Raw genomic sequence first — 26,156 nt, forward strand, 5'->3', positions numbered from 1 at the left:
TGCATGAGAAAGGCAGATCCCTACATGAGAATTCGTTTGATCGTGGTGACTTCGCTCGTCGTGCTGCTTGCATTTAGCTCCTTCTACGCTATTAAGGGAAGCTATGGTCCCGTATCGGAGACGTTCAGCAGCGCAACTCTTAAGGTCGGCTCATCTGGTGCGGACGTGCAGGAGCTGCAAGGCAGACTGACCCATCTCGGCTATTATAATGGCAAGATAGACGGTGTGTTCGGTTCCAAGACGAAGGGGGCCGTGACCTGGTTCCAATGGAAATTCGGCCTGAAATCCGACGGTATCGTCGGCGCCGAGACGAAGAAAAAGCTGGTGAATGCAACGAAAAACTGGAAGCCGGGTTCTACTTCTCCCGGCGGCGCAGCTTCAGGCGGTACCGGAGGCGGGAGCAATACCGGAGGTAATGCAGGCACCGGCTCTGGAAGCAATTTGGCTCAATCCAATCGACTGGGACTTTCGGAGAACGACTTGAAGATTATGGCGAATGCCGTCTACGGCGAAGCGCGCGGCGAACCATACGAGGGGCAGGTTGCGGTAGCCGCAGTCATTCTGAATCGCGTCCGATCCGAGAGCTTTCCGAACACGGTTTACGGCGTTATTTTCCAACCGCGTGCATTCACGGCAGTGGCTGATGGCCAAATCTATTTGACGCCGAATCAGAAGGCGAGAGAAGCAGTCGAGGACGCCCTAAACGGCTGGGATCCGTCGGGCGGATGTCTGTATTATTTTAATCCGGATACGGCAACTTCCGCGTGGATTTGGACAAGAACGCAAATTAAGACGATTGGCAAACATATATTCTGTATGTAGGCCAAGTGCCGGCAATCGTCGGACAAACCTTGAAGCGACCGCTTCTGCTCGCAAGCAGGAGTGGTTGCTTCTTCCATTTCTGATCGGTTAAAATGGTAAAAACGGTTGCACCAGAAGGTGAAGCCGCTGAAAGGAGCCAACCTACGTGAGTGCATTCCAACGAGGGCAATTAGAGCGTATTCGCTTGCATGTACTGCCCACCAATCGGTTCAAAACGTTTGCGATTTCGTTGTTCGCGGGCCTTCCTCTCCAGGAGGAGACGGTCACGCCTGTTGCTCTGATCCCGTTCGTGCTCCGCAGGGGGACGGCGTCCACGCCGGAGACGATCAATTTCCGCGAGAAGCTTGACGATATGTACGGAGCCGGCTTCGGCTTCGATGTATACAAACGGGGCGATTCCCAAATCATTCAATTCAAAATGGATGTCATTAACGACGCTTTCGTCTCTTCCGAACATTCGCTGCTGGCTTCCTCGATCGGTTTTTTGGGCGATGTCGTCACGAATCCGCTCATCGAAAACGGCGGCTTTCGTGCCAAGTACGTAGAGGCCGAGAAGGAAACGCTGCGCAAGCGACTGGAGGCTATTGTCAACGACAAGATCAGATATGCAGCGGAACGCTGCATCGAGGAGATGTGCGCGGACGATCCATATCGCCTGCATCCGCTGGGACAGCGGAGCGACATCGCGGCTATTACTCCGCAATCGCTGCGCGAGACCTATGATCAGTGGCTAAACGACGCAGCGCTGGATCTCTATGTCGTAGGCGATACGACACTGGAAGAAGTAACGAAGCTTGTACGCGGGGCTTTCCAACTAAAGAGCGGATCACCTTCTGCTTATAAGCATCCCGTAACGCAGCATGATGTGACGGAAGTGAAGAATGTCGTCGATCGTCTCGAAGTGAGTCAGGGCAAGCTAAACATGGGCCTTCGAACCGGAGTCGGCTATAATGATGCCTTGTATCCTGCCGCTCTGCTTTATAATGGAATTCTAGGCGGATATCCGCATTCCAAGCTGTTTATGAACGTAAGGGAGAAGGAGAGCCTCGCCTACTACGCGGCTAGCCGGCTTGACGGCCATAAGGGCATCTGCACGATACAGTCCGGCATCGAATTCGCTAATTACGAGAAAGCCGTCGCCATCATCAAAGAGCAGCTGGAATCCATGAAGCAAGGCCAACTGTCCGATCTGGAAATCAATCAAACGAAAGCGATGATCTCCAATCATCTCCGGGAGATGCAGGATTCCGCTTACGAGATGCTTTCGTACGATTTCAATAGCGTGCTAACGGGCAAGGAGCGAACGGCGGGCGAGCTGCTTAAGCAAGTACAGGACGTGACGGCGGAAGATATCGTAGCGGTTGCGAAACGGGTGCAGCTGGATACGATCTACTTCCTGCGCGACCGGAAGGAGGCTTAGGGCAAATGGAAACTTTACGCTATCCGCATGTTCAAGAGACATTGTACCGGGAAGTGCTGAGCAACGGCCTTGAGATCGTCGTGCTCCCAAAGGAAGGCTTCCAGAAGACATACGCCACATTCTCGACGAAGTACGGCTCTGTCGACAATCATTTCTCCGTCTCGGGACAGGAGCCGGCAAAAGTGCCGGACGGCATCGCACATTTTCTCGAGCACAAGATGTTTGAGGAACCGGAAGGCGATATTTTCTCCGTGTTCGCGGCGCAAGGCGCATCGGCGAATGCTTTCACGACCTTTGACCGCACGGTCTATCTTTTCTCGGCCACGGAGCAAATTAATGAAAATTTAACGACATTAATCAATTTTGTTCAAAACCCTTATTTCACCGATGCCAACGTAGACAAGGAGAAGGGGATCATCGAACAGGAAATCAATATGTATCGGGACAACGCGGATTGGCGCGTTTATTTCGGACTTATTGACGCCCTGTACCATACCCATCCGGTTCATATCGACATTGCCGGCACGGTGGAGTCGATCAAGCAGATCGATAAGGAGACGTTGTATCGCTGTTACGAAACCTTTTATCATCCGTCCAACATGATGCTGTTTGTCGTGGGAGGAGTCAACGCCGAGGAAGTGTTCCAGCTTGTCCGCGCCAACCAGGATGCCAAAACGTTCCAGCCGCTGGGTGAAATCAAACGTTATTTTGACCAGGAGCCTTCGTCCGTCAAAATTCCGCGCAAAGTCTCCAAGCTTCAAGTGTCGCTGCCTAAGTGTATGCTGGGCTTCAAGGAGAAGAACGTCGGCCTGGCAGGAGACGCCTTGCTGAAACGGGAAATCGTGACGAAGCTGATGCTGGAGGCGCTGATCGGTCCAAGCTCGCCATTATATCAATCGCTCTACGAACAGGAGCTGATCTCCGATTCGTTTGGCCACGAATATAATTCCAGCACCGACTACGCCTTCTCCGTTATTGGAGGCGATACGCCGAAGCCCGATACGCTTATCGAAGCGATTAAGTCCGCTGTATCCGAGGCGGTGGGCAGCGGCATCGAACAGACATCGTTCGAGCGTGCCAAGCGCAAAAAAATCGGCGGTTACTTGCGAATGCTGAATTCCCCCGAGTCCATCGCCGGAGAATATACCCGTTACCGGTTCCGGGACAGCGATATGTTCGACGTGATCAAGTTCTACGAGCAATGTACGCTTGACGAAGTCAATGCGCGGCTTCGCGAACACTTCGACTTCGGTCAGTTGGCCGTCTCCATCGTGGAACAAGGGACAGAATGAAGACGCTGCAAGAAACGACGGTATTGATAACGGGGGGAAGCCGCGGTATCGGCGCTGCCATCGCGCAGCGCTTCGCCGCGGAGGGAGTCAATATCGTCCTGCATTATTTGGAATCGCACGAACGAGCGAATGAAACGGCCCGGCGCTGCATGGCGCTGGGGGCCAATGTCATGACGATCGCAGCCGATCTAAGATCGAAGGATCAACTTGCCCGCATGCGCGACAAGCTGTTAAGCCATAACATTAGGCCCGATATTCTGGTCAACAACGGAGGGATCGCCCACTATGGCATGCTTGCCGATGTTACGGAGGATGAGTGGGACGACGTTATGTCGGTTAATTTAAAGGGCATGTTTCTCAGTACGCAATTATTTATGCCGCATATGATTGCCCAACGTTACGGACGAATTATTAATGTATCGTCGGTATGGGGAATGTCGGGCGCTTCCTGCGAGGTGTTGTATTCGACGACCAAGGGAGGCGTTAACGCCTTTACCAAGGCGTTGGCCAAGGAGCTTGCTCCATCGGGTGTTACCGTCAACGCAGTTGCTCCAGGAGTAGTGGACACTTATATGATGGACGGATTTAATCTGGAGGAGAAGGCTGCTCTGCAACAGGAAATACCGGCAGGCCGCTTCGGCTCGGCGGAAGAAATCGCTTCGCTCGTTTATTTTTTGTCGTTGCCGGAATCGTCGTATATTACTGGACAGATTATAAGCCCGAACGGCGGCTGGCATACTTAACCTTCGACCCACACGCGTAAGGGCTGTATAACGAAAGCTCGAAAGGTGCAGAATAAGGACTGTTGCTGATTCTTTTCCAAACCAATGAGGAGGCGAAGAGCCGTGTCAACTGTCCTTTCGAATTTCGATACTTGGAAACATTTTTTGTCCGACCGTGTAACGCAAGCGAAAAAGATGGGGCTTACCGAAGATACCATCGCTAATCTGGCGTATGAGATCGGCTCCTTCCTGGACGAGAAGGTCGACCCTAAGAATGATGAGGAAAGCGTGCTGAAACAGCTTTGGGATGTTGGCGACGAATCGGAGCGCAAAGCCATCGCAAGCTGTATGGTCAAGTTGGTCGAGCACTCGTAGTATTTTTAAAAAATTATAGGAAAGTATAATTTTTCTCATACTTGACCTATAATGCTCGAAATGAAACCCGCTGCGCCAAAAAACGGCAAAGGCGTTTCACCTTGACGTTTGCAGAAAGCCTCCACAACGGGGGCTTTTCTGCAATGTTTAATTTATATTTGCAGGAATGTGACGAAATTTGTAGAATAGAGAATTAGGGTTGCCCATCATACTTTATCTATTTTTTACGCTTCCAGGGGACGGTGAGAACAGATTGGAAATCAAGCAATGGTACATGGAATACAAGATACATAAAAATAGACCGGGTCTGCTTGGCGACATCGCTTCGCTGCTAGGTATGCTTGAAGTTAATATTTTGACGATCAATGGCGTCGAGGATCGGACACGCGGCATGTTGTTGCAGACGAATGACGAAGAGAAAATCGAGCTGCTTGGCAAGATGCTTCAAAAGGTAGATAATATTACGGTGAACAAGCTTCGCGCGCCAACAATCGTCGACATTCTGGCTGTACGTCATGGCAGATATATTGAACGGGATTCCGATGACCGGAAAACATTCCGCTTTGTTAGAGACGAGCTTGGCATGTTGGTCGACTTCCTCGGAGAAGTATTCAAGCGCGATGGCAATCATGTCATTGGACTCAGAGGGATGCCGCGGGTCGGCAAAACGGAATCCATCATTGCAGGAAGCGTATGCTCCAACAAACGATGGACCTTCGTATCGTCCACGCTGCTTCGTCAGACGGTTCGCAGTCAACTGTCCGAAGAAGAGATGCAGCCGAACAACATCTTTATTATAGACGGGATCGTCAGCACGATTCGTTCCAACGAGAGGCATTACGCGCTGCTGCAGGAAATTATGGCTCTGCCTTCCACGAAGGTTATCGAGCATCCCGATATTTTTGTCAAGGAATCGCAATACGACTACAGTCATTTCGACATCATCATCGAGCTTCGCAACACGCCGGACGAAGAGATTTCATACGAATCCTTCACCGCTAATTACACGGACGAATTTTAATCTCCGTACTTGCCATTTATTGTTATGCTGAAAGGAGGATGTCCACATGTCAGAACTCGGAGCTTTGCTTAGAAGGGCCAGAGAGGAACGCAACTTGTCGCTGGATGACATTCAGGAATTGACGAAGATTCGCAAACGTTATCTGGAGGCGATCGAATCCGGCGATTACCGCGTGCTCCCCGGAACCTTCTACGTTCGCGCTTTCGTCAAAAACTATTCCGAAGCAGTAGGACTTGAGCCTGATGAAGTTTTGAGACTATACCAACATGAGATTCCTGCCGCGCCAATCGAGCAAACCGTCGAACCGATTCCTGCCCGTAAGCCGAGGCAAGTCAAATCCCAGACTTCGGAGCGATTTGGCAAGATCGGCTTCAATCTGGTTATGTGGCTGTTCCTCATTGTCATCGTTGTTGTGGTATGGTATTTTGTCATTAACAAAAATACCGATGATCCCAAGGCCGTCGACGAGACTCCGATAACGGAAAACTCGGAGCAGCCTCAAGAAACAAGCACGGGTTCATCGCCGGATGTGGCTCCTACGCCTCCACCCCCGACTAAAGCTCCGACAACTGTCGTATTCGACCGCAAGGCGGGCAGTGCCGATCAATACCTAATCGGTCCAGCAGGTGGTACACATCAATTGGAGATTAAGGTGAACGGCGGCCGCAACTGGATTGAGGTGCGAGAGGGCAGCTCCTCAGGCAACAAATTGTTTTACGCCAATGCGGAGGACGGCGCCGTGCAAACCTATGAATTGACAGGCGTTCTCTACATAAACGTCGGTCGCGCCGATCTCGCGGAGATCAAAGTCGATGGCGTTCTGGTGCCGGACGGCGACCGCGCGAACTCCAAGAAGCTGCTGCTTAAGCCGACTGAGGAAGATGCTGCTGCTGACGACGGAACCGGTGTTGGTACGGAAGGCGGAGCGGGAACTGAAGCGACCGGCGAGGGCTCGAACTCCATTACCAAAGGCGAATGATGCTTATCATTATTCGAAAGTGTTTCAATTTTCATTAACAGCATTAATAACTAGAAGGGAGTCCTATTACATATGAGTTCCGAAAGTTCATTTGACATTGTATCGAAGGTAGACATGCAGGAGTTGTCCAACGCGATTACGCAGGCAGAACGCGAGATCGAGACGAGATTTGACTTCAAAGGCAGCAAGAGCAGCATTGCCCTTGAAAAAGAAGAGCTGGTAGTCGGCTCGGACGACGAATACAAGCTCAAAAGCGTAATCGATATTCTTCAGTCCAAGATGATAAAGCGGGGCGTGCCCATCAAGAATATGGACTTCGGCAAGCTCGAGGGCGCTTCCGGCGGCACGGTTAAACAGCGCATCAAGCTGAGACAAGGGATCGAACAGGACATCTCCAAAAAAATAAATATTCTCATTCGCGATTCCAAGCTGAAGGTGAAAAGCCAAATTCAGGGCGATCAATTACGAGTCACAGGCAAGAGCAAAGATGATCTGCAAGCGGTGATGGCTTTGCTGCGCGGTGCCGATCTGCCTATCGAGCTGCAATTTACAAATTATCGTTAAATGCGTCTTATGTATTAGAAACAACAAAATCGGCAATGAATTGGATGTATTGGTCGAACGGTACGGTGGTAGAAGTGCGTGTTCAAAAAGTCCGGTTTTCAGCACCGAGAAGATTGGAGGCAGGTAGAAACTGAGTAGCGGAGCGTAGTGGAAGCTACGTGAGCAACCGCAATGTTTCCGGAGGAAACATACTTCGAAAGCATACGCTTAGTTTCGCCTGCATTCAATATTCGATGTCGAGTACGCTTATTGGCCTACTTCGTGATGGGAAGCGGACTTTTGAACAACCTCTAAAAGCGATACTTATAACGGTCGTTCCATCCAGAAGGTTCGCGTAACGCATGCCTGTTAGTTTGACCTTTCTGGGGAGGGAAAATAGTGAATTTAGCCAACAAGATTACGCTGGCCCGCATCTTTCTCGTGCCAGTCATTATGTTTTTCCTATTAATTAAAGTGAATCTGGGATCGGTCAGCTTCTCGGACTTCACGATTTCCTACAATCAGATCGTAGCCGCGATCATCTTTATTATTGCGGCAAGCACGGATGGGCTGGATGGTTATATCGCCCGCAAAAACAAGATCGTTACGAATCTCGGCAAGCTGCTGGATCCGCTGGCGGACAAGCTGCTCGTAGCCGCGGTGCTGATCTCCCTGGTGGAGATGGACAAGCTGAACGCGCTGATTGCCATCATTATTATAAGCCGCGAGTTCGCGGTAACAGGGCTGCGCCAAATTGCGCTCCTCGAAGGTTCCGTCATGGCCGCAAGCACTTGGGGCAAGTGGAAGACGGCGATACAAATTACGATGATTATCGCGCTTTTGATCAACAATTTCCCGTTTGCCCTTATCCACTTTCCGTTCGATGTTATCGCGAGCTGGGTGGCGGCTGCAATAACCGTGTATTCGGGTATCGATTATTTTGTCAAAAACAAACATTTAATTCCGGTTGAGTAAAGCGTGAGAGCACTTCCCTGCAAGCGGGAGGTGCTCTTGTCCTTCTGCAGGACTCGGGTGGAATCTTAAAGCATGGGGGCGAGGAATCATATGAAGGCGGAAATTATTGCCGTGGGAACAGAACTGCTGCTTGGTCAAATTGTAAATACAAACGCGCAAGCGATCTCGCAGCAGCTCGCTGATCTAGGCATCGATGTTTACTTCCAGACTGTGGTGGGGGATAATCCGGAGCGTCTGCGCCAAGCAATCGAGATCGGCCGCGGTCGGGCAGATCTGCTGGTATTCACTGGCGGTCTGGGACCGACTCAGGATGATCTGACAAAGGATGTGCTGGCTGACTACCTGGGAAGGCCTATGGGCATTCATGAACCCTCTATGAGGGTTATCGAGGAACTGTTCTCGTCCCGCGGAGCCCACATGGTGGAGAGCAACATACGGCAAGCTCATCTTATTCTGGGGGAAGGAAGCGATCCGCTCGATAATTCCACGGGACTTGCCGTTGGCAATGGAATAGAAGACAGCGGCACGCTCTACATGCTTCTTCCGGGCCCGCCCAGAGAGATGGAGCCGATGCTGCTGGGACCTGGAACCGCTTGGCTTAGAAGCAAGCTGCGGGAGGAGCGGCCTCTCTACTCCAGAGTGCTTAAATTCGCAGGAATCGGGGAGTCCAATCTGGAAGCGGCCTTGATCGATCTGATCGACGGCCAGAGTGATCCTACGATAGCTCCTTATGCGAAGGAAGGCGAGGTCGCGCTGCGGGTGTCGACCAAAGCTTCCAGCGAGGAGGAGGCCGCCATCAAAATCAACGCGACGGTATCCGTCGTCGCCCAGCGCGTCGGAGAGCATCTCTACGCGCAGAAGGATGTCCCTATCGAGGATTCCGTCGTAGAGCTGCTCAGAAACGCCAGGAAGCGTCTTGCAAGCGCCGAGAGCTTAAGCGGAGGGCTGTTCGGAGAGCTGATTACGCGCGTCCCTGGAAGCAGCGGGGAATATGTCGGCGGCGTGATCACGTATACGAACTTAATGAAACACAAGCTGCTGGACATCCCGATGTCCCAGTTGGAGGGCGATGGCGCTCCCGGCGCCATCAGCGAGTCTACCGCCAAGTTAATGGCCGAAAACGTCATGATTATAACGGGAGCGGATTTCGGCGTCGCGCTTACCGGCGTAGCCGGCCCTGCGGAATCCGAAGGCAAGCCGGTCGGCCTTGTTTATTTCGCAGTTGCGGAGAAAGGCAAGGAGACGGTCGTGTATACGTCGCACTTCAAAGGCGTACGCGAGATGGTGCGCATTCGCGCCGTGAAATCCGCGTTGTACCGATTGTGGCAGGCGCTTAAAGCATAAGGTCCGGGATTGGATGCCCGATATTCTCAGCTGTATACGGTTGCCAATTGTCGAACCGTGCGCTATAATGAGGACTAGTTACCGGAAGAACCGTGGCGAAGATTACTTTGCTGCGGTTTTTTATTTTTTGGGCCGGATTTTAAGGTTCTGAAGGAGGGGGACGGGGGATGCGGTGAGCGCCTGAATAACGGGGGCGAAGATGCCTGAGAGTCAAAATTGCGAATGTGTGTTCGAAAAAACTATTGGCAACCCGTCCGAAATAAGGTATTATACAAATATAAATTATGAAGGATGTGAGTGAGTTGGCGGATCGTCGCGCAGCTTTGGATAATGCTCTTCGTCAGATCGAGAAGCAATTTGGCAAAGGCTCCATTATGAAATTAGGGGAATCGACTCATATGCAAGTAGAGACCGTGCCGAGCGGCTCGCTTGCCTTAGATATTGCACTTGGAATCGGCGGCTTGCCGCGTGGCCGGGTTATCGAAGTATACGGTCCGGAATCATCCGGTAAAACGACAGTAGCGCTTCACGCAATTGCGGAAGTACAACGTATTGGCGGACAAGCCGCGTTTATCGACGCGGAGCACGCGCTGGATCCGCTGTACGCCAGCAAGCTTGGCGTCAACATCGACGAGCTGCTGCTGTCCCAGCCGGATACGGGCGAGCAGGCGCTGGAGATCGCGGAAGCGCTCGTGCGCAGCGGAGCCGTTGACATCATCGTTATAGACTCCGTGGCGGCATTGGTGCCGAAGGCGGAGATCGAGGGCGACATGGGCGACTCTCACGTTGGTCTTCAGGCACGTCTTATGTCGCAGGCTCTGCGTAAGCTGTCCGGCGCTATTTCGAAGTCCAAGACGATCGCAATCTTCATCAACCAGCTTCGCGAGAAGGTTGGCGTTATGTTCGGCAACCCGGAGACGACACCAGGCGGACGCGCATTGAAGTTCTACTCCAGCGTTCGGCTTGACGTTCGCCGTATCGAGACGCTGAAGCAGGGCAATGACATGGTGGGCAACCGGACTCGCATCAAGGTTGTAAAGAACAAGGTAGCGCCTCCGTTCAAGCAAGCGGAGATCGATATTATGTACGGCGAAGGCATCTCCAAGGAAGGCAGCTTGGTCGACATCGGTGTAGAGATGGATATCGTTCAGAAGAGCGGCGCCTGGTTCTCTTATAATGGCGAGCGTCTCGGTCAAGGCCGCGAGAACGCCAAGCAATTCCTGAAGGAGAAGACCGACATTGCACACGAGATCGAAAGACAGATTCGTGAAGCCAGCAACCTGTCGGCTAATGCGTCTCAAGCGAACTTCTCGGCTGACGAGGACGAGGACGATGACGAGTTGGAATTTGACGTATAGGCTATAGTAATATAGAATCGCCGCTCTCTTATGGGAGCGGCGATTGTTTTACCACAAATAAAACGCGGTCGCTCATCCTCGAACAACTTCAATTGAAGTTGTTCGAGGATGAGCAGGAAGGAAATATAGCATTGGAAGAGTCGAATATGTACATTATTGCTTCCGTGCGGCGCGACAAGAAGGAGAAGAGACGTTACCATCTCTATATGGCAGGAGAAGAAGAGCCTTTCTTGTCGGTGCACGAAGATATCATGATCAAATTCAGGTTATTGAAGGAAGTCGAGCTGGACGGGGATACCGTTCGCCACATTAAAGACGAAGACCAACGATACCGGGCATACGTGCTGTCCGTGGCGTATTTGGGCGTCAAACCGAGAACGGCCAAGCAGATCGGCCAATATTTGGCCAAGAAGGAATTGGACGAAACCCATATAGAATATGCAATCCAGCGTTTAGAAACGGAGAAGCTTGTTGATGATGAAGAATATGCGCGTCAATTCGCGGAGAGCAGATTGCGTTCCGGCCAAAAGGGCAGACTGATGATTCGGCAGGAACTGCAGCAGCGTGGCGTATCCAAGCAACTCGCCTCAGAAACGCTGTCCGCACTGGATCGGAGCAGTGAGTTGGAGGCCGCGAAGACGCTTGCGCATAAGAAGGCAAGATCTTTGACAGGAGAGAACGCGAAGAGACGGACTAAGCTAATGAGCTTTTTACTCAGGCGCGGATTTCCTGGCGACATCGTCAGGGAAGCGATGAGGTCGGTCGACTTGTCATCTGATGACAGGTGGGAAGAGGAAGATGATGGCGTTTTGCTTGACAACTGAAATTGTGAAAAGATAAAATGAAGTTGTATTCCTTTACATTTGGATCGATTTTTCTTCCAAAGGTTGATTCAAATGTCTTATTTTCGTCAAAATGATCCATGATGAAACGGTTTGGAAGCCGGTTAAAAACCAAATAACATCCCAAGCAGTGCCTTGGTGTATGCAGCAAGGAGGTGAACAAGATGGATAATCCCTGGATCTTGATTCTTGTCTCTGTCCTTGTTGGCGCAATTTTCTTTGGGATTGGTTATTTTTATCGCAAGTCAATTGCCGAGGCCAAAATTTCGAGCGCTGAGCAAGCTGCGGTTCAAATCGTGGAAAATGCGAAAAAAGACGCAGAAGCTCAAAAGAAAGAAACGGTGCTTGAGGCGAAAGACGAAGTCCACAGACTACGTGCAGAAGCTGAAAAAGACATCCGCGAGCGGCGCAATGAGGTGCAACGTCTGGAAAGACGCGTGCTCCAGAAGGAAGAGTCGCTGGATAAGAAGTTGGAAGCGCTAGAACGCAAAGAAGAAATCGTAGCCAACAAGGAGAAAAGAATCGAAGAAACACAAGAGCAAATTGATTCCATTTATAAACAGCAGCTTAGCGAGCTGGAGCGTATTTCCAGCTTGACAATGGAAGATGCGAAGTCGATCATCCTGAACAACGTCGAGCAGGAAGTTCGTCACGAAACGGCTCAGATGATCAAGGAGATCGAACAGCAGGCGAAGGAAGAGGCCGACAAAAAAGCGCGTGACATTATTTCTTTGGCTATCCAACGTTGCGCAGCCGATCATGTAGCAGAAACGACGGTATCCGTTGTCACTCTGCCGAATGAAGAGATGAAAGGTCGCATTATCGGACGTGAAGGCCGCAATATCCGTGCTTTGGAAACATTGACCGGTATCGATCTCATAATCGACGATACACCGGAAGCGGTCATTCTGTCGGGCTTTGATCCAATCCGACGCGAAATTGCCCGTACTTCGCTTGAGAAGCTGGTGGCCGATGGCCGTATCCACCCGGCCCGCATCGAAGAGATGGTCGAGAAGTCCCGCAAGGAAATCGACGAGCGCATTCGCGAATATGGCGAGCAAGCGACTTTCGAGGTTGGGGTTCATGGCTTACATCCAGATCTGATCAAGATTCTTGGAAGACTTAAATACCGTACAAGCTATGGTCAGAACGTACTGAAGCATTCCATGGAAGTTGCTTATCTGACTGGACTCATGGCAGCAGAGCTTGGCGAGGACATTACGCTGGCGAAGCGTGCCGGACTTCTGCACGATATCGGCAAAGCGCTTGATCACGAAGTGGAAGGTTCTCATGTCGAGATCGGCGTGGAGCTTGCGAAGAAATACAAGGAGCATCCCGTCGTCATCAACAGTATCGCATCCCATCACGGGGATACGGAAGCCACTTCCGTTATCGCGATGCTCGTAGGTGCCGCGGATGCGTTGTCGGCTGCACGGCCTGGCGCACGGCGCGAAACGCTGGAGACGTATATCAAACGACTGGAGAAGCTCGAAGCGATTACAGAATCGTTCGACGGCGTCGAGAAGTCTTATGCGATTCAAGCAGGACGCGAAGTCCGCGTTATGGTTCAGCCAGAGAAGATTGACGATACGGAAGCATTCCGTCTTGCTCGCGATATTACGAAAAAAATCGAGGCTGAACTCGATTATCCGGGACATATTAAAGTTACGGTTATTCGTGAGACACGGGCAGTCGAATATGCCAAATAAACATGATGTTGAAAAGTGGCTGCCAGTCAGCCACTTTTCTGCATGATGGGCTACATAAAGAAAGGATACACAACGATGAAATTATTATTTATCGGCGATATCGTCGGGAATGTAGGAAGAGGCGCTCTTAAGCAAGTGTTGCCCTCGTTGAGAAGTAAACATAATCCGGACTTGATCGTCGTAAACGGGGAAAATGCCGCAGCTGGCAGAGGCATCACGAAAGCGATCGCGAAAGAGTTTTTTGACGCCGGTGTTAATGGAATTACGATGGGTAATCATACATGGGACAACAAGGATATCTTCGAGTGGATTGACGATGAGCCCCGCATCGTGCGCCCCGGCAATTTCTCGCCAGAAGCGCCAGGGCAAGGGATGGCGATCATCGGCACGGGCAACAAAAAGCTGGCGATCATTAATCTGCAAGGAAGAGCTTTTTTGCCTCCGAATGACTGCCCATTCCGCAAAGCGGATGAGCTGATCGAGGAAGCGAAGGAGCATACAAATAACATTCTGGTTGATTTCCATGCGGAAGCGACCTCGGAGAAGATTGCGATGGGCTGGTATTTGGACGGACGCGCCTCCATCGTGCTTGGCACGCACACGCATGTGCAGACGAATGATGACACTATCCTTCCCGGTGGCACGGGTTATCTAACGGACGTAGGGATGGTCGGCTCCAAGGAAGGCGTGCTGGGGATGGAGCGCGACGCTGTGCTGCACCGCTTCCTGACGGGACTTCCGGCAAGATTTGTTGTGGATGAGGGCAAGTGGCATTTGCACGGACTTGTCATAACGATTGAGGATGGCAGCGGGCGCGCCTTGAAGCTGGATAAAATTCGGATGACGGAAGAGGATTGGCTTCTCATGTAGAGAAGTCTTTTTTCATATTCTGACTTTTCAGAATACTTTGTTAAGTTAGTCCATAAAAAGCAGGAATCTTTCTCATTCTCTCGAATAGTATTGTAAATGTGGAATCCATCCAACATTCTAGGGGAGGTACTATTCATGGATGTATTAAAGGTATCAGCCAAGTCCAATCCAAATTCAGTCGCAGGCGCATTAGCTGGCGTTCTGCGTGAACGAGGTGGAGCGGAGCTGCAAGCGATTGGCGCCGGCGCGCTCAACCAAGCGATCAAGGCGGTAGCGATTGCCCGTGGATTTGTGGCCCCGAGCGGGGTGGATCTCATCTGCATACCGGCATTTACGGATATTGTCATTGACGGAGAAGATCGTACTGCTATTAAGCTCATCGTCGAGCCGAGATAACAAGCGGCATACATCCATCGTTGTCGTCCACTGAGGCCTGTTTACAACGTAGACAGGTTTTTTGCTTTTTTAGAAATGTATCGTTCGCCTTGTTTGGCAGCGAATAAAGAAGGAGGAATTTATCATGATCGATTTCCATTGCGATGTGCTTAGCAAGATGCTGAAGAACGACGCGCTTACGTTCCAAGGCGGGGCCGACGGGACTCTTGACGTCACCTATGAGCGGTTGCGCCAATCTGGAACCATGCTGCAGACGTTCGCTATTTATATATCGCCCCGCCAATCTGCCAATATCGAACCTGTTCTGGAATCCGTCGATTTGTTCTACGAACGTATATTGTCATGCAAAGAGATGCAGCTTGTCACAAGCGCAGCTGATCTGGAGTCCAGTATAACTAGCGGGAAAACCGGCGCTCTGTTATCGCTAGAAGGCGTGAGCGGATTGCAAGGGCGGCTGTCGATGCTTAGGCTATTGTACAGGCTGGGCGTGCGGGCGGCTGGCCTGACATGGAACGATGGGAATTGGGCAGCTGACGGCATCATGGAGCCGCGGGGAGCGGGGCTGACGGGAAAAGGTCGGGAGTTCGTGTCGGCATGCAATGAGCTTGGCATCATTGTAGATGTTTCCCACTTGTCGGAGCAAGCCTTCTGGGATGTAGCCGGACTATCGACGAAGCCGATTATCGCATCCCACTCCAATGCAAGAGCCGTCTGCAATCATCCGCGCAACTTGACCGACAGGCAGTTGAAGGCAATTATTCTGGGAGAAGGCAGAGTAGGGATCACCTTTGTGCCTTGGTTTGTAACGTCCGACCGGGAGGCATGCGTAACGGATCTGCTGGGGCATGTCGAACATATATGTGCGCTGGGCGGGGAGAAACATATTATGTTAGGCTCGGATTTTGACGGGATCGATTCTTATATGACGGACCTGAAGCATCCAGGCGAAGTGTATCGGTTAAAGGAAGCATTACTGGCTCGTTATTCGGAAGTTCAAGTAGCAGGTTTTATGCAGAACAATGCTTTAACGTTTCTAAGGGAGAATCTCCCGGCCGTTTAGCACGCGGCAATTCCTTTACTAGCTATGCCATCTCATAATGGTATCATTATGATCGAAACATGTTATGTTTTAATTAAACGTTTACATATTGCAATTTGGCAGCTTCCAACATAAAATTGTTGTGACGATACAGCTTCTATTATATAATGGCTCAAGTTATCGAAGTTGTCAGGCTTTTTTATGATGCAGAGGAGATGGACATTTTGATTAGCCAATTGTCATGGAAGATCGGAGGACAACAGGGAGAAGGGGTGGAAAGTACCGACCGGATCTTCTCTACGGCGCTTAACCGACTAGGTTATTACTTATATGGATACCGTCATTTCTCGTCCAGGATCAAGGGCGGACATACGAATAATAAAATCAGAATCAGCACGAAGCCGATTCGTGCGATTTCGGATGATCTCGATATTCTCGTCGCGTTCGATCAAGAGAGCATTGATCTGAACGTGCATGAGCTTCGTCCCGGCGGCGTTATCGTCGCGGATGCAAAGTTTGGACCCGTTATTCCGGATGGCGTGGATGCAAGGCTGTTCGCCGTTCCTATCACGAAGATCGCAGAGGACCTGGGCACCTCGCTGATGAAAAACATGGTTGCGTCGGGGGCGTCCTGGGCGCTGCTTGGTTTGCCGCTGGAAGTGCTGGGCAAGGCGGTCGAAGAAGAGTTCGGTCGCAAGGGTCCGGCCATCGTGGAGAAAAATATCCAAGCCGTAAAAAATGGCGCCGAGTTCGTCCTGGAGCAAGCCGGCGGTCCGCTGGAGGACTTTAAGCTGGAGGAAGCAGACGGCAAACAAAAACTGTTTATGATCGGCAACGAAGCGATCGGTCTTGGTTCCGTCGCAGCGGGCTGTCGTCTTATGTCGGCGTATCCGATCACCCCAGCTTCCGAAATTATGGAATATCTCATCAAGAAGCTGCCGAAGTTCGGCGGCACAGTCGTACAGACAGAGGACGAAATCGCCGCTGTCACCATGGCGATCGGCGCGAACTACGCCGGCGTACGAACGATGACAGCTTCTGCCGGACCAGGCTTGTCACTTATGATGGAAGCGATCGGCTTGTCCGGCATGACGGAGACGCCGCTTGTTATCATCAACACGCAGCGTGGAGGACCGTCTACAGGTTTGCCTACAAAGCAAGAGCAATCCGACCTTAATGCAATGGTCTACGGCACGCACGGCGAAATTCCGAAGATCGTTATCGCTCCGGCGTCGATCGAGGATTGCTTCTACGATATGGTAGAAGCGTTTAACCTGTCGGAGGAATATCAAGTGCCGGTCATCGTCATGACGGATCTGCAGCTATCGCTCGGCAAACAATCCTGTGAGATGCTGGACTTCTCCAAGGTCGAGATTAATAGAGGCAAGCTGGTAAAGGAGACTCCGCCGCTGGAAGGTCACGAGCTGTTCAAGCGCTACGAGCTGACGGAGGATGGCATTTCGCCTCGCGTGCTGCCGGGCGCCAAAGGCGGTCTGCACCATGTTACGGGCGTCGAGCACGACGAGGTCGGCCGTCCATCGGAGAATGCGAATAATCGCCGTAAGATGATGGACAAACGGCTTGGCAAGCTGAACGGCTTGCAGGTTCGCGATGCGCTGCGCATTGACGCGCCGCATGAGAACCCTGATCTGCTGGTAATCGGGATGGGCTCCACCGGAGGTACGATCGACGCGGCGAGAACCAAGCTGCAGGAGGACGGACTGACCAGCAATCATATTACGATACGTCAAATCCATCCATTCCCGACTGAAGCGCTGACGCCTTACTTGCAAAGCGCCAAACGCGTTGTCGTAATCGAAAATAATGCAACAGCACAACTTGCGTCGCAAGTGAAGATGTACGCCGGATTCGGCGACAAGATCAAAAGTTTGTTGAAATACGACGGTAATCCGTTCCTGCCGCTCGAAGTCTATCAAGCTTGTAAGGGGATGAGCGAAGATGGCAACATTTAAGGAATTCCGCAACAACGTCAAGCCCAACTGGTGTCCCGGCTGCGGAGACTTCTCCATTCAGGCTGCGATTCAGCGTGCAGCGGCTAATGTGGGATTGGAGCCGGAGCAGCTGGCCGTTATTTCGGGTATTGGCTGCTCCGGACGAATCTCCGGTTATATTAACGCGTATGGCCTGCACGGCATCCATGGGCGCGCTCTACCGATCGCGCAAGGCGTTAAGCTGGCCAACCGCGAGCTGACCGTTATCGCATCCGGCGGCGACGGCGACGGGTTCGCGATCGGCATGGGCCATACGGTCCACGCGATTCGCAGAAACCTCAATATAACGTATATCGTCATGGATAACCAGATCTACGGCTTGACGAAAGGGCAAACGTCTCCGCGAAGCGCGGAAGGCTTCAAGACAAAATCGACGCCTGAAGGCTCCATCGAGTCGACGCTCTCCCCGCTGGAGATCGCCATGTCGGCAGGAGCGACCTTCGTTGCCCAGTCTTTTTCCAGCGATCTTAAGGGATTGACCAGCCTTATTGAGCAGGGGATCAAGCATGAAGGTTTCTCGCTTATCAACGTGTTCAGTCCGTGCGTCACCTTTAACAAGATCAATACCTACGATTGGTTCAAAGAAAATATCGTAAGCCTGGACGGATTCCCGGATTACGATCCAAGCAATCGTATGGCGGCCATGAATAAAATTATGGAGACTAACGGATTGCTGACCGGTCTTATCTACCAAAATACGACCCGCAAGTCGTATGAGGATATGATTACCGGCTTCAAGTCCGAAGGATTGGCCAATCAGGAGCTTGCTATTACGGAAGAGCAGTTCAATCAGCTTGTCTCGGAATTTAAATAAATGGTATGATGGGCATACGGTCATATTGACCGTATGCTTTCTTTTATTTTGGGATTATAGCAAGAAGGCAATCATTAATAAATAAATAGCGGAGTGGTGAATAGCATGAAAAAAGAAGTGCCCGTAGGCGTATCTGCGAGACATATCCATCTCTCGCAAGAGCATGTGGAATTATTATTCGGTTCGGGTTACGCGTTGACTGAGATGAAGCCGTTGTCGCAGCCCGGTCAATATGCAGCAAACGAAACGGTAGCCGTAGTGGGACCGAAGGGCTCGTTCCCGAAAGTCCGCATTTTGGGACCCGCGCGCAAAGCTACGCAATTGGAAGTATCGCGCACGGACGCATTCGCGCTTGGGGTTAATCCTCCGGTGCGAGAGTCCGGCAACATCGCGGGCTCCGCGAGCATCACGATTCAAGGCCCTGCAGGCGAAGTAACGATTGCGGAAGGCGTAATCGTAGCCGCTCGCCATATCCACTTCCATACGAGCGACGCAGAAAAATTCGGCATACAAGATAAAGCTCAGCTTCGCGTTCGCATAGGCGGAGAACGCGGCGTGGTGTTCGAGCATGTCGTTGCTCGCGTATCGCCCGAATTCGCGCTCGATATGCATATCGATACGGACGAAGCGAACGCTGCCGGCGTCCGAAACGGCGATATCGCCGAAATTATCGACTAACCGGTACGCAATTGGAATCAAAACGAAAAAGGCTGCATGCCCGGAATGAAAGAATTCCGGCATGCAGCTTTTTCACATGTCGTTAATGTCCCATCATCATTGTGACATCAGGTCCCTTGTTTTCTCCTTCTTCATTGGGTTGCTGCTTCGGTCTACGAAGGACCAGCGCTACAAGAACGCCGAATACGCCAATACAAGCGAGCAAGAAGAAGGCATCTCCGAAGGAAAGATAAGCGACATCGGAGGCCGGGTGAGTCAAAGCGTACGATTTGTTCCGATCGGCCAGCAGCGTGGACAATCCCGCAATGGCGAAGGAGCTGATGACCTGCTGGGCGGCGGCCGTTAATGAAGTGACACGACCGACGAGATGCCTTGGAGCCGATTGAATAATATGCGTGTTGAGCGGCATCATGGAGAAGCCCATGCCTGCTCCGAGCAGAACCAGCGGAATCATAATTTCCGCGATCGTGGTCGACGCCGATATGCCGGATAGCAGGAATGCGCCAGTGGAGACCAGCAGCAGGCCAAACAATACGACGGGACGAGCGCCGAGCTTATCGAACACCTTGCCGCCGATCGGCATGAAGAGTCCGGCAGCGAGCGCTTGCGGCAGGAGAATAAGACCGGTCTCGAACGCGCTGTACCCTTTGGCCTGAATGAGGAAGACGGGGAAAAGGAACAACGTGCCGAACAACGCGATCTGCACGATCCACTGGAGAATGATGCCTCTCGTGAAGTCGCTGGAACGAAAGACGCGAAGCTCCAGCAGCGGCGATGTACGGCGAAGTTCGACCGTGATGAAGATGATCAGGGATATAGCGCCAACGAAAAGCCCGATCAGCGTCTCGGGAGCTGTCCAGCCATTGCCGCCGCCATGCTCGCCGCCTGCAGAGCTAATGCCGTACGCCAATGCCGCAAAGGCAAGCGGCGCGAAGATCATGCCGAGCGTATCCAGCATCGGTACAGTCTGCCGCTCCAAATTCGGAAGCGTGCGCAGACCGACGATAACGGCTATTACGCCGATGGGGAGGTTAATGAGGAAGATCCAGTGCCAGGTAACGTATTCGACGAGCCAGCCGCCTACAACGGGGCCGAGCGCCGGAGCAAGCAGCATAGGGATACCGATCATGCCCATGACGGCGCCTTGTTTGCCCGGAGGGCTAAGCCGGTAAGTAAAAGCCATGGCGATTGGCGCAACCATGCCGCCGCCGAGACCTTGGATAATGCGGTAAGCGATCAACTGCTCGACCGTACCCGCGAGGGCGCATAGAGCGGAGCCCAGCGTAAATAAGACGATGGACATGAGGAAAATGCGTTTGGCGCCGAATCGATCGGACAACCATCCGGCAAGCGGAATAACGGCAGCTTGGGCGAGAGCGTAACCTGTAACGGTCCATTGCACAAGGGAGAAGCTGCTGCCGAAATCCTCCATAAATTGATTAAGCGCTACATTCATGGCAGTGCCGTCGAGAATGACCATGAACATCCCGACAATAATAGCGAGCAGAGGAAGCATGATCCCTCGAATCGACATTTCGCCGGGCGGCGTGTTTACTTTTACTGCTGACATTCTGATTCCTCCTACTCCGAAAAACCGGATCTCTTTCTGTCTTTTGTTCTTGCGGATTGACCTTACATGTCGACAAGGCTACAATGTAAGTGAGCCACATACAGCGGACAATTGTCCGCAACTAGAATCATATATAATGGGCATGACGAAAGTCAATGCATTTTTTTGAAAACAAGGAGCAATGTCATGGCTGCATCAGATCATACGAGGTCGAAGGAAGAGCTAAGCAAAGCCATTCTGGATGCGGCTTCTAGGCTTTTCCTGGAGCAAGGAATCGAATCTGTCAGCATGCATCAGATCGCCAAATGCGCGGGTATCGGACAAGGAACGTTATACCGCCGATATTCCAACAAAGCCGATCTATGCATGGCAATGATGCATGATCAATTCGAGAAATTCAGCAAGGATATCGGCGCGTATTTGCAAGAGCATGCGGCGGAGTCTCCTTGCGCGAAAATTCGGGAAGTCGTCACTTATATTGTGCGATTCCTGGAGAATAAGTGGAAATGGATGGGGATTATCCAGTCGCAGATGATTCATGAAGGCGTCAAGACGGGAGAAGATTTCGTACAATCGCCGCCATACCGATTTCTGCATAGGATATTCGCGGACTTGTTGAAGGAAGGCGCCGATGAATCCGATCCGCGTTATCTTCACGCCGATTTTATCTCTCATTCCTACATCTCGGTGTTATCGCCGCATACGTGCAAACATCTGGCTTTCACCAAAGGATATACGTCTGACCGGATCGTCTCCGAATTTGTAGACTCCTTAGTAAAGCCGTTATTCCATTAGAACGGAAGGGAACTATCCATGTAATCATAGATTCCGGCAAGCGGTTATGGTATAATCATTCATTGATGTTTCATTGTTTGTATTGATTCACCGCCCATAGAGAAATTATCGAACAGGGATGTGTGTATATAGTGACGACTAAGGATTACTCCAAGTACTTTGATTTCTCCGATGCCAAGATTATAGGAGAAGATGACGGCGTAACGACCATCCGGATCAAGGGTCGCAACATTCAGCTTAACGCGGCGCCATCCCATTCGGATGAGAAGAAACGCGGCAAAGAAGACATTAAGGTCCATTACGACTTCTCTATACCGGAAGAGCTTAGAACGATGGGCGTCGGCAAACATTACCTCATTCAGACTTATGGCTGTCAGATGAACGAACATGATACCGAGGTCATGCGAGGCATGTTTGAGTCCATGGGATATGCGCCAACCGAGGATCGGACGTTAGCCGATGTCATTTTACTTAATACTTGCGCCATTCGCGAAAATGCAGAGGACAAAGTGTTTGGCGAACTGGGACATTTAAAGATTCTCAAGAAGGAAAAACCTGGACTGCTGCTCGGCGTATGCGGCTGCATGGCGCAGGAGGAGTCGGTCGTCGGGCGGATCCTGCAGAAACATTCATTCGTCGATATGATCTTTGGCACGCATAATATTCACCGGCTGCCGCAATTGCTGCAATCCGCTTATTTTAGCAAGGAGCTTGTAGTCGAGGTATGGTCCAAGGAAGGCGACATTATCGAAAACATGCCCAAGAAACGGGAAGGGCTTCGGGCATGGGTCAACATTATGTACGGCTGCGACAAATTCTGCACTTATTGTATCGTGCCGTATACTCGCGGCAAAGAGCGGAGCCGCAGACCCGAGGACGTCATTGTCGAAGTGCGCGAGCTGGCGCGGCAGGGCTATAAGGAGATCACGCTGCTCGGTCAAAACGTGAACGCGTACGGCAAGGACTTCGAGGATATCGACTATCGTTTCGGTCATCTGCTGGACGAGATTCGAACCATCGATATCCCGCGGATTCGGTTTATGACCAGCCATCCGCGCGATTTCGACGATCATCTCGTCGACGTGCTCGCGAAGCGCGGCAATCTAGTGGAGCATATTCATCTGCCCGTTCAATCCGGCAGTACGGAAGTTCTAAAGAAAATGAGCCGCAAATATACGAGAGAGAGATTTTTGGAGCTCGTAGCGAAGATCAAAAATGTTATTCCCGACGCGGTACTGACGTCCGATATTATTGTCGGTTTCCCGGGCGAGACGGAGGAGCAGTTCGAGGAGACGATGTCGCTGGTGCGGCAGGTTCGCTTCGAATCGGCGTATACGTTTATCTACTCTCCTCGCGAAGGGACGCCGGCCGCCGCCATGGAAGACAATGTGCCAATGGAAGTCAAGAAGCAGCGGCTTCAGCGGCTGAATGCTTTAATCGCGGAAATTGGCCGCGAGAAGCATGAAGAGTTGATAGGTGAAATCATTGAAGTGCTTGTCGAGGGCGAAAGCAAAAACAATCCAAACGTATTATCCGGACGCACCCGCACAAATAAGCTCGTCCATCTGGAAGGGCCAAAGTCGTGGATCGGAACGTTCGTTCAGGCGCGCGTCGTCGAGGCGCAAACCTGGTATATCAAAGCAGAGCCTGTCCATTCGGCTTCGAAAGAAGCCGTTAGTTAACGGAAATCGAGGAGAGATTACTGATGGGAGTACAAGGCGGACATACGCACGAGAACGGAGTGGCATGCAGCCACGTTGGCGGCACGACGGATATTCCATCGTACCATACGCGCGACCTGATCGTGAAGGAAGATATTATGGCGAAGACGAAGGAACTGGCGGAGGTTATCTTCAATTCCGCCGAGGTTCAGCAATATCGGAAGGCAGAGCAGCAAATTAACGATAATGAACGCGTTAAATCGTTGATCGGTCAGATTAAGAAAAAACAGAAGGAAGTCGTCGCCTTCGAAAAGACGTTCAAAAATCCCGACATGGTCAAAAAAATCGAAGCGGAAATGGAAACGCTGCAGGATGAGCTGGATGGCATTCCGATCGTCGCTCAATTTCAGCAAAGCCAATCCGACATCAACTACTTGCTTCAACTTGTCGTTACGGTTATTCGCGACACGGTCTCCGATCGTATCAATATGGAAGACGTAACACCGGAAGAAGATCCGGAGACTTGCAGCGACTAGGTTGCATTTCATACGAAATGGCGGTGCTGGGGGATCTCCCTGCACCGCCTTTTCTGGTTTCCTCGCCGTATCTGTTTTTCGTGATGACGATTAAGCATATGTTTTTCATTTGTTTACTTGAAAGCAACCCCAATTCGAGCGCCATAGTCGTTAAAATCGCCTATGGGTTGTTATTGCTGTCAATTCGAGCGCCATAGTCGTTAAAATCGCCTATGGATTGTTTTTGTTGTCAATTCGAGCGCCATAGTCGTTAAAATCGCCTATGGGTTGTTATTACTGTCAATTCGAGTGCCATAGTCGTTAAAATCGACTATGGGTTGTTTTTTGCTGTCTTTACAACACAGGACTTATTGAAATTGAACCGATCAAATAGCCTTTGAGGCAACAGCCCATTAGTTATTTAACGAATGATCATCGTTTCATGATGACTGGCAGACGGTGCGCCAGCCGAACTGCTGCGAATTCGTAATATAAGCGATGCAAGTCCAATTGCGACTGCCACGCCAAGCGCGGACTTGATGGCATCTCCTAAAATAAACGGATAAAAACCAGCGACCAATGCTTCATGAAGCGTGAAATCGAGGACTTTCATCATCCAAGGAATACCGAGAACATAGGTAAGCAAGGAGCTCAAGCTTTCCATAATAACGAAAAGCACGATAGCCGCGACGGCCTTGTTCCGCATCAGCCTCTCGTTTTCCAACATTTTGCCGACCACCAGACTAATGAACATGGCGCAGAACGGAAAGGCGAAGATAAAGCCGCCGGTTGGTCCCAATAATAGCGATAAACCGCCTTTGCCCCCAATGAGAGGCAATCCTGTTGCAGTCAACGCGATGACGGCAAGGATACTGGCGAACGCTTGCTTCGGCTTGAGGAACAAGCCGGCAAGAATGACGGCGAAGGTCTGCAGCGTGATGGGGATAGGCGTCAACGTCAGCTTCATCTGTTGCAAGCTTAGAACGATAAACAAGGCAGAGAAGAGAGCTGTGAACACTAAGCTGCGAATCGATAGTACATTTTTCATCATATAGCTCCTTTAAGAGGTTGTTCAAAAAGTCCGCTTCCCATTACGGAGTAATCCTAGAAGCATACTAGACGTCGAATATTGAATTCAGCCGAACCTTCCGGTGCTCACGTAGCTTCCACTACGCTCCGCTCCTCAGGTTCTAGCTTCATCCAATCTTCTCGGTACTGATAACCGAACTTTTTGAACTCGTTTTTTTAGTAGTTGCAACTTTATTGTTAACCATTTATCATGAATTGTGGTTAACGATTTGAATTCTATCACAGCGTTCCAACATTGTGAAGAGGTCGGGGTGATTTTTTTTGGGAGCGGAGATCATCGTCCGTGGAACGAATTTGAGCTTGTCGGCGATATCGCCTAATGGCAGAGATCGAATCGCGATTCTCCATTCGGTGAACTTCACCATCAAGCAGGGGGAGTGGATTACGGTAATCGGCGGCAACGGAAGCGGGAAAAGTACGCTTGCCAAGGTTATCGCCGGCATGCCTCTTACGGGTGTGTCGGGGCGTCTGGAGAAAAGCGCCAAGACAGGACCTTCGACGCCGATCGTGCTGCAGAATCCTGACGCTGGTCTGGTCGGAGCAACGCCATGGGAAGACGTAGTCATTATGATGGAGCAATGGGGTTCCGTGGAGGGCGGCCGAATACCGGAAGCAGCTGAGGATGCGCTAAAGAGGCTGGGGTTGGACGGCAGGTTGCAGCAGGCGCTTGATACTTTATCCGGCGGCCAGAAGCAATTAACCGCGATTGCGGGTTGCTTGGCCGCGTCGCCTAACTTTATTATTTTGGATGAAATAACGTCCATGCTGGATCCGGATATGTCCCGTGAAGTGTATAAGCAGGTTCGGCATCTGCATAAGGCCGGCATGACTGTGTTATGGATCACGCAGAAGCTGGAGGAGCTGGAAGGGAGCGATACCGTCTGGGTCATGGCGGGCGGCGAGATGGCATACGAAGGCACAGGCCTCGGATTGTTCCGGAGAAGCGGCCCCGGCGCATGCGACAGTCCATCGGAAAGATATGGATTCGAGCCTCCATATTCCGTTCAGGTCGGCTGGGAGCTGGAAGTATTGGGCGTTCCCGCGCCGGACATCCCTTTGTATCTGGAGAAGCTCCAAGGGGCGGTGGGCAGCAGGTGACCGATAATTGGACGCTTAGGCGCGTATCTGTTTTGGCGGATGACCGCGCAACTCCATTGCTGCATGATGTGGATGCCGAATTTCATGCCGGTCAAATTACGCTGATCATCGGCGCCAACGGAGCGGGCAAGTCGACGCTGCTCGAGACAATCGCAGGCCTGCGCAAGCCGGCAAGCGGCGATATTCGTCTGGGCGGTCAAGCGTTGTGGCTGGCCAA

The 26,156-nt window shown here is 51.4% G+C and carries 26 protein-coding genes; 24 read left to right on the plus strand and 2 right to left on the minus strand.

Annotated elements, in window-relative coordinates:
* Window positions 1-24: 24 nt before the first annotated feature.
* The 19 genes from sleB to pduL all read left to right on the plus strand — a co-directional run bounded on the left by sleB (window position 25) and on the right by pduL (window position 19,211).
* Complete coding sequence (sleB, locus tag PAT3040_RS21535) at window positions 25-822, plus strand: spore cortex-lytic enzyme (RefSeq protein ID WP_108994333.1); 798 nt, start codon at window positions 25-27, stop codon at window positions 820-822.
* A gap of 145 nt (window positions 823-967) precedes the next feature.
* The gene (gene yfmF / locus PAT3040_RS21540) at window positions 968-2,242 is read left to right on the plus strand and encodes an EF-P 5-aminopentanol modification-associated protein YfmF (protein WP_108994334.1); all 1,275 of its coding nucleotides are present in this window, start codon (window positions 968-970) and stop codon (window positions 2,240-2,242) included.
* 5 nt (window positions 2,243-2,247) lie between these two features.
* Window positions 2,248-3,534: an EF-P 5-aminopentanol modification-associated protein YfmH gene (gene yfmH / locus PAT3040_RS21545; protein WP_087570907.1), complete on the plus strand. Its 1,287-nt coding sequence runs from the start codon at window positions 2,248-2,250 to the stop codon at window positions 3,532-3,534.
* Window positions 3,531-4,277, plus strand: a complete 747-nt coding sequence (gene ymfI, locus PAT3040_RS21550; RefSeq protein ID WP_108994335.1) for an elongation factor P 5-aminopentanone reductase — start codon at window positions 3,531-3,533, stop codon at window positions 4,275-4,277. Before yfmH ends, ymfI begins: the two co-directional genes overlap by 4 nt.
* 102 nt (window positions 4,278-4,379) lie before the next feature.
* Window positions 4,380-4,631 carry a DUF3243 domain-containing protein gene (locus PAT3040_RS21555; RefSeq protein WP_087570905.1) on the plus strand — a complete coding sequence of 84 codons (252 nt, stop codon included), beginning with the start codon at window positions 4,380-4,382 and terminating at the stop codon, window positions 4,629-4,631.
* Window positions 4,632-4,884: 253 nt separating this feature from the next.
* A complete protein-coding gene (locus PAT3040_RS21560) occupies window positions 4,885-5,652 on the plus strand; it encodes a DUF3388 domain-containing protein (RefSeq protein ID WP_087570904.1) in 768 nt (255 codons plus the stop codon).
* 46 nt (window positions 5,653-5,698) lie between these two features.
* Window positions 5,699-6,631, plus strand: coding sequence for a helix-turn-helix domain-containing protein (locus PAT3040_RS21565; protein WP_108994336.1), 933 nt, complete (start codon window positions 5,699-5,701; stop codon window positions 6,629-6,631).
* Between the two features lie 72 nt (window positions 6,632-6,703).
* Window positions 6,704-7,195 (plus strand): YajQ family cyclic di-GMP-binding protein, encoded by a 492-nt coding sequence (locus tag PAT3040_RS21570; protein ID WP_087570902.1) that lies wholly within the window; start codon window positions 6,704-6,706, stop codon window positions 7,193-7,195.
* A 378-nt stretch (window positions 7,196-7,573) separates the two neighbouring features.
* A complete protein-coding gene (gene pgsA / locus PAT3040_RS21575; RefSeq protein ID WP_087570901.1) occupies window positions 7,574-8,149 on the plus strand; it encodes a CDP-diacylglycerol--glycerol-3-phosphate 3-phosphatidyltransferase in 576 nt (191 codons plus the stop codon).
* 90 nt (window positions 8,150-8,239) lie between these two features.
* Window positions 8,240-9,493 (plus strand): competence/damage-inducible protein A, encoded by a 1,254-nt coding sequence (locus tag PAT3040_RS21580; protein WP_108994337.1) that lies wholly within the window; start codon window positions 8,240-8,242, stop codon window positions 9,491-9,493.
* A gap of 302 nt (window positions 9,494-9,795) precedes the next feature.
* Window positions 9,796-10,851: a recombinase RecA gene (gene recA / locus PAT3040_RS21585; RefSeq protein WP_108994338.1), complete on the plus strand. Its 1,056-nt coding sequence runs from the start codon at window positions 9,796-9,798 to the stop codon at window positions 10,849-10,851.
* Between the two features lie 131 nt (window positions 10,852-10,982).
* Window positions 10,983-11,675 (plus strand): RecX family transcriptional regulator, encoded by a 693-nt coding sequence (locus PAT3040_RS21590; RefSeq protein ID WP_258235092.1) that lies wholly within the window; start codon window positions 10,983-10,985, stop codon window positions 11,673-11,675.
* 182 nt (window positions 11,676-11,857) lie between these two features.
* Window positions 11,858-13,402: a ribonuclease Y gene (gene rny, locus PAT3040_RS21595; protein ID WP_108994339.1), complete on the plus strand. Its 1,545-nt coding sequence runs from the start codon at window positions 11,858-11,860 to the stop codon at window positions 13,400-13,402.
* Window positions 13,403-13,477: 75 nt separating this feature from the next.
* Window positions 13,478-14,272: a TIGR00282 family metallophosphoesterase gene (locus tag PAT3040_RS21600; protein ID WP_108994340.1), complete on the plus strand. Its 795-nt coding sequence runs from the start codon at window positions 13,478-13,480 to the stop codon at window positions 14,270-14,272.
* Window positions 14,273-14,407: 135 nt separating this feature from the next.
* On the plus strand, window positions 14,408-14,668 hold the full coding sequence (locus PAT3040_RS21605; RefSeq protein ID WP_006036664.1) for a stage V sporulation protein S: 261 nt from the start codon (window positions 14,408-14,410) through the stop codon (window positions 14,666-14,668).
* A 124-nt stretch (window positions 14,669-14,792) separates the two neighbouring features.
* Window positions 14,793-15,728, plus strand: a complete 936-nt coding sequence (locus PAT3040_RS21610) for a dipeptidase (RefSeq protein WP_108994341.1) — start codon at window positions 14,793-14,795, stop codon at window positions 15,726-15,728.
* A gap of 203 nt (window positions 15,729-15,931) precedes the next feature.
* Window positions 15,932-17,680: a 2-oxoacid:acceptor oxidoreductase subunit alpha gene (locus PAT3040_RS21615; RefSeq protein ID WP_108994342.1), complete on the plus strand. Its 1,749-nt coding sequence runs from the start codon at window positions 15,932-15,934 to the stop codon at window positions 17,678-17,680.
* Complete coding sequence (locus tag PAT3040_RS21620) at window positions 17,667-18,533, plus strand: 2-oxoacid:ferredoxin oxidoreductase subunit beta (protein WP_087570894.1); 867 nt, start codon at window positions 17,667-17,669, stop codon at window positions 18,531-18,533. Before PAT3040_RS21615 ends, PAT3040_RS21620 begins: the two co-directional genes overlap by 14 nt.
* Before the next feature lie 105 nt (window positions 18,534-18,638).
* The gene (pduL, locus tag PAT3040_RS21625; RefSeq protein ID WP_108994343.1) at window positions 18,639-19,211 is read left to right on the plus strand and encodes a phosphate propanoyltransferase; all 573 of its coding nucleotides are present in this window, start codon (window positions 18,639-18,641) and stop codon (window positions 19,209-19,211) included.
* 82 nt (window positions 19,212-19,293) lie between these two features.
* On the opposite strand, the gene PAT3040_RS21630 is transcribed toward pduL, so the two are convergent.
* Window positions 19,294-20,781, minus strand: a complete 1,488-nt coding sequence (locus PAT3040_RS21630) for a DHA2 family efflux MFS transporter permease subunit (protein WP_108994344.1) — start codon at window positions 20,779-20,781, stop codon at window positions 19,294-19,296.
* A gap of 186 nt (window positions 20,782-20,967) precedes the next feature.
* Here PAT3040_RS21630 and PAT3040_RS21635 point away from each other — a divergent pair, with 186 nt between their 5' ends.
* From PAT3040_RS21635 to PAT3040_RS21645, 3 genes are all read left to right on the plus strand, one after another.
* Window positions 20,968-21,576: a TetR/AcrR family transcriptional regulator gene (locus PAT3040_RS21635; protein ID WP_108994345.1), complete on the plus strand. Its 609-nt coding sequence runs from the start codon at window positions 20,968-20,970 to the stop codon at window positions 21,574-21,576.
* 131 nt (window positions 21,577-21,707) lie between these two features.
* On the plus strand, window positions 21,708-23,258 hold the full coding sequence (gene miaB, locus PAT3040_RS21640; protein WP_258235093.1) for a tRNA (N6-isopentenyl adenosine(37)-C2)-methylthiotransferase MiaB: 1,551 nt from the start codon (window positions 21,708-21,710) through the stop codon (window positions 23,256-23,258).
* 23 nt (window positions 23,259-23,281) lie between these two features.
* Window positions 23,282-23,773, plus strand: coding sequence for a YlbF/YmcA family competence regulator (locus tag PAT3040_RS21645; RefSeq protein WP_108994346.1), 492 nt, complete (start codon window positions 23,282-23,284; stop codon window positions 23,771-23,773).
* A gap of 400 nt (window positions 23,774-24,173) precedes the next feature.
* Here PAT3040_RS21645 and PAT3040_RS21650 read toward each other — a convergent pair whose 3' ends face one another.
* Window positions 24,174-24,800 (minus strand): biotin transporter BioY, encoded by a 627-nt coding sequence (locus PAT3040_RS21650; RefSeq protein ID WP_108994347.1) that lies wholly within the window; start codon window positions 24,798-24,800, stop codon window positions 24,174-24,176.
* A 302-nt stretch (window positions 24,801-25,102) separates the two neighbouring features.
* Between PAT3040_RS21650 and PAT3040_RS38855 the strand changes: the two genes are divergently transcribed.
* Entirely contained in the window at window positions 25,103-25,939 is an 837-nt protein-coding gene (locus PAT3040_RS38855) for an ATP-binding cassette domain-containing protein (protein WP_108994348.1), read from the plus strand.
* The coding region (locus tag PAT3040_RS38860; protein WP_305778785.1) for an ATP-binding cassette domain-containing protein at window positions 25,936-26,156 on the plus strand (221 nt) is incomplete at its 3' end. The genes PAT3040_RS38855 and PAT3040_RS38860, both read left to right, overlap by 4 nt.

This window comes from Paenibacillus agaridevorans (assembly GCF_003112455.1).
Classification (GTDB): Bacteria; Bacillota; Bacilli; order Paenibacillales; family Paenibacillaceae; genus Pristimantibacillus; species Pristimantibacillus agaridevorans.